Source organism: Pedobacter sp. HMWF019, from assembly GCF_003061025.1.
GTDB lineage: Bacteria > Bacteroidota > Bacteroidia > Sphingobacteriales > Sphingobacteriaceae > Pedobacter.
Map to the genome: position 1 here is coordinate 1 of NZ_QAIL01000441.1, position 4,196 is coordinate 4,196.

Sequence of the window (4,196 nt, forward strand, 5' to 3'; positions counted from 1 at the left end):
ATCTAATATAGATTGATATTTGATATACATTCTTAAGTAAACTTTTAACCCTTTATATTATGAAGAAACTAGTCTTTTCACTATTCCTATTTTTAAGCTTTTCAACGTTAGCACATGCACAATGGACAACTAATGGAGCAAACATCTACTATACCGGCGGAAATGTAGGCATAGGAACCACATCTCCAAGTTATCCAATTACTTTAAACAATACTTCAGAGACTGGTATCCAAACTATTTATAATGGTACATCTATATATTTAAGCCATGGAGGCTGGAGTATGGGAGCAGGTAAGTTTGGAATTGGAAGTGGACCAATTCCGACGCTTGTTATTAATACCGTTGCTAACGGTAGCGGATCCGTAGGTATTGGTACAGCAAGTCCTATTGCTCCGCTCCACGTATATACGAACGCTGATGTTTACGGAATAGTTACAGGAAACGGTAGTAACTCAAACCTTCGTATATCAGGAACAGCAGGGGGATCAGCTGGTTACGGACTGTTACAAACATTTATCAGCGGTGGAGATACAGCAGGAGGGGTTTTGTCTTTACAAAGAGATGCTGGTAATGTAAGCATTGGCACATCAGACCCTAAAGGTTATAAGCTTGCGGTAAACGGCAGCGCCATTGCCACCTCCGTGACAGTTAAACTCAATTCCGCATGGCCCGATTATGTCTTCAAAAAAGATTATCAGTTACCATCATTACAGGATGTAAAAGCATACATCGACCAAAATCAGCATTTACCGGAGATTCCATCAGAACAACAAATAGCTAAAGAAGGATTGAACCTGGGAGAGATGAATAAACTGCTGGTGAAGAAAGTGGAGGAATTGACACTGTATCTGATTGAGAAGGACCTGGAGAATAAAGACCTGCAAAAACAGGTAGGTGATTTAAGACAAGATGTCCAAATGTTAAAAAATAAACTCAAATAGTCCCAGACCGAAGAGTATGCTAGTAACAAACAGATTTTGTGTCGGGTTATAGGGTATGCTTGACTTAAAGGTCGATCATTGGGAGCGAGTTCCGGATCATTCCTTTAAGGAGTGTCCGATTTTTTGGATAGCAAAACATTAGCTCGCTTGTTTAAGAGGCAACCAATTCCCCCACTCTCCGCCACTATGGCATCAAAACCAAGAAAAAGCCTGCAAATCGTAAGATAGTAGGCTTTTTCGTTTTAAAATGTATCCCTTAGATTCAGGTCCAATCATAAAGAAAATCATTTCTGATTTATCAAATTGCCTTCAATAATCACATCCTCACAATTTTCTGTAAACAGGGATACACATTAGTGATTATAGTAATATTCTGCGACTTATCTTTTGGATAAATCGCCACATGTCGCGACTGTTCTCGATCTGCCTTCTTTATACAGGAAACATATGGTCAATAGTTATTTTACTCTTTCTTTATATGTTCCGAGTTAAGTATGCTATCTGCCGTTGTTTTAGAAATGGACTTGCTATAATGATCTATTTGATAAGTATAGATAACTGTATTGCCTGTACTCTCGTGAGGATAATTGTATTCTATCTCGAGTAGTCTTTCCTTGCCATTTTGATTGGGAAGTTTAAATACATCCAGTTCTGATTCGATACGGCATCCGGAAAAGGAAATGGCCTTTCTCTTGTGGCCAACTTTCTGCTCATTCCCCGACCAACCAATGAAATTTTCGCTTCGCTCTTTAATACTCCAATCAGCTGGGATAAGAGGAATTCCTAATTTTTCTCTTGTTTTATTATAGGACAGTCCATATTCATTTTGACAGTGTTTAACAAATTGCTCATAAACAACAAAGCTTATATAAGCAACTATAGAAATAGAAATTAATCCTATATATATGCGAAAGGTGTATTTTTTATTCATAATTATCATTTAGCGAGCATATTAGAAATAACCCGACCATTTGAAGAAACATAAATGGTCTTGGTCTCACTTGGAACGCCGGTCATAGTAAAAACTTTATTTGCCAATCCGGGTCCAACACTGGTAGGTACACCGCCAAAACCTAATGCTCTAACAAGACTAGGTGCCCATCCGCGGATTTCTGCAGCTAGTGTTGATAGGCTAGCAAATGCCCCGAAGAGAGCTGCCCCGCCTCCAATACTTAGGGAAAGTGCTGAGGTACCTTCCTTATTTACATATGAATTAAATTGCATTCCATGTTCATTTCTAAAATTTTCTAACGATTTACTAACACTATTCAAAGCTGAAAGATCTCCTTTGGCGTCTGCTCTACTGACAGTAGTAGGTTCACTGGTTTTTGTAGATGTTTTATCTCCATCGACCGTAGTTACACTTGTTGTCATAGTAACGTCTCCGTAAGAAGTCTTTTCTGTAGTACTATTTGAAATTATATTTGTTGAAGTCAGTGTATTCTTTGTCGTGATACTTCCTGTTGCTGTATTAACAATTGTCGTCATAGTTGTGGTCTGGGTTACATATAATTTATGAGATTTATTTTCTTCAGTGCTTGTCACTGTTGTATTTACTCTTTGTTGCTTAGAACCAGGGTCGCCGTTGAAACCACGAACGTTATCTATATCCCATAAAGTCTATAGCCGTTCCATTGTACTGGATCCCGTCAATATAATGCGTAATCACCGATCCTTTTACCCGCGTCAGTTTTTTACCCGTGGCATCGTAAGTGTAGGTTGAAGCGTTAGGTCCGGTAACGGTGGCCGGCAAGTTCAATACATTATATGTAAAGGTATTTGTTCCATCGGTCAAGGCATTCCCGTTCAGATCATAGGTATAACTCCGGATTAAGCCCCCTGTTACCGCGTTCAGCCGGTTGCCTGTACTTGTATAGTCATATACCTGTGGAGCTAATGCATCACGGGTCAGGGTCTTGATATTGCCCATCAGGTCATAGGTGATCCCTTGTTCATTTTTGTTGTCTGAAGAGATCCCGGAAGTTAACCGGTTCAGCTTGTCATAGGAATAAATATACATTTTACCTGCCCCACCTGCGGTGCTCCATTGCTGATTGGCAATATTCCCATTAAATTGAGGTGTAGTACCATCGGCATAGTTCAAAGCCATTACAAAACCTGGTGCCGCGCTGGCATTCAGCCAGCCCCGTTCATTATAGCCAAGAAGAGTCGTATTTGCCCCATTGTCCTGGATTTTTCTTGCTATTCCTGCATTGATATCAAAGTACACTCTTCCATTGCCCAGGTGATCTGCCAGTGTGTATTCATAAGAGTAACTCGTTGCACTGTTACGTACAACACGTCCATCTGCTGTGGATACAAACTTTAATACCCCACCCTCGTATTGGATACCCCGAATATATTCATTATTTAAACTAATCGAAGGTACCTGCTTACTTAATTTATTGCCTGTGGCAACATAGGTATAATTGACTGCTGCCGCACCTGCGGTCATTGCGGAGGGCAGATTTAAATAGTTATAGGTAATTAAGGCAGGTTGTTGGTGGTATAGGCAGCATTGCTCCGGGAGCCAATATTTCCATTCTGGTCATACGTATAAACTGTTGTTCCTGGCAACTGGAAAGCAGCACTGGTATTTGTGGTGGTACTGTCTACCACGCTACCCAACTGGTTGCCCGTCATATAAGTGTATTTCAGCTGATCGACCAATGCTCCTGCCTGTTTCCTCTGTAATCGGGCCTTAATTGATACTTCTACCCTAGTTAAGTAATTAATCAGGCAAAAGATATATTGCCGATTGAAAAGCTTTATCATTTGCCTGATTAAATTATTATTAAGATTACTGGTGATCCTTAAATACTCCCTCTACTGAATGATCCGAATAAAATGGCATATACTCCAATTCTTTTATATTTATATGCTTTTGCTACTACTTTTAGTAACTAATTTAATTATATACATCTTTCCAGTCTTCATTTTCAGGAAAAATATTTCTATACGTTTCTCTATTTGATTCAAAATAAAATTTTGCCCATTGGGTAAGATAGTTTTCACCAATACCCATCCTCCAAAACAAATCATTTTGGTTAATTGAAGGAAATGCAATCCAGGGCGGAAAAACAAATTCTGGATTATCAGATCGTTCTTTTACCATATCTCTTACCTTCATCAATAATATTCCAAGCCTATTCTCACCTGTACCATCACCACCATCAGCCCAATATCTATCATTATGAGTATGCTCAATAAGCGTACTATTTCCAGTTAAAATTAGCTGTGTTCTAAGCTTAGGAT

General features: G+C 39.2%; 6 protein-coding genes. 1 reads left to right on the forward strand and 5 read right to left on the reverse strand.

All coding sequences use genetic code 11. From position 1 onward, the window contains the following. Window positions 1–59 precede the first annotated feature (59 nt). Window positions 60–941 (forward strand): bZIP transcription factor, encoded by an 882-nt coding sequence (locus DBR11_RS23410; RefSeq protein ID WP_108555022.1) that lies wholly within the window; start codon window positions 60–62, stop codon window positions 939–941. A 463-nt stretch (window positions 942–1,404) separates the two neighbouring features. On the opposite strand, the gene DBR11_RS23415 is transcribed toward DBR11_RS23410, so the two are convergent. From DBR11_RS23415 to DBR11_RS23435, 5 genes are all read right to left on the reverse strand, one after another. Then, entirely contained in the window at window positions 1,405–1,872 is a 468-nt protein-coding gene (locus DBR11_RS23415; RefSeq protein WP_146186638.1) for a hypothetical protein, read from the reverse strand. A gap of 5 nt (window positions 1,873–1,877) precedes the next feature. Next, window positions 1,878–2,486 carry a hypothetical protein gene (locus DBR11_RS23420; protein ID WP_146186639.1) on the reverse strand — a complete coding sequence of 203 codons (609 nt, stop codon included), beginning with the start codon at window positions 2,484–2,486 and terminating at the stop codon, window positions 1,878–1,880. 55 nt (window positions 2,487–2,541) lie between these two features. Next, complete coding sequence (locus DBR11_RS23425) at window positions 2,542–3,396, reverse strand: hypothetical protein (protein ID WP_108555025.1); 855 nt, start codon at window positions 3,394–3,396, stop codon at window positions 2,542–2,544. 32 nt (window positions 3,397–3,428) lie between these two features. Next, a complete protein-coding gene (locus tag DBR11_RS23430) occupies window positions 3,429–3,716 on the reverse strand; it encodes a hypothetical protein (protein WP_108555026.1) in 288 nt (95 codons plus the stop codon). 133 nt (window positions 3,717–3,849) lie between these two features. Next, window positions 3,850–4,196: NADAR family protein (locus DBR11_RS23435; RefSeq protein WP_146186640.1), on the reverse strand; the 347-nt coding region annotated here is incomplete at its 5' end.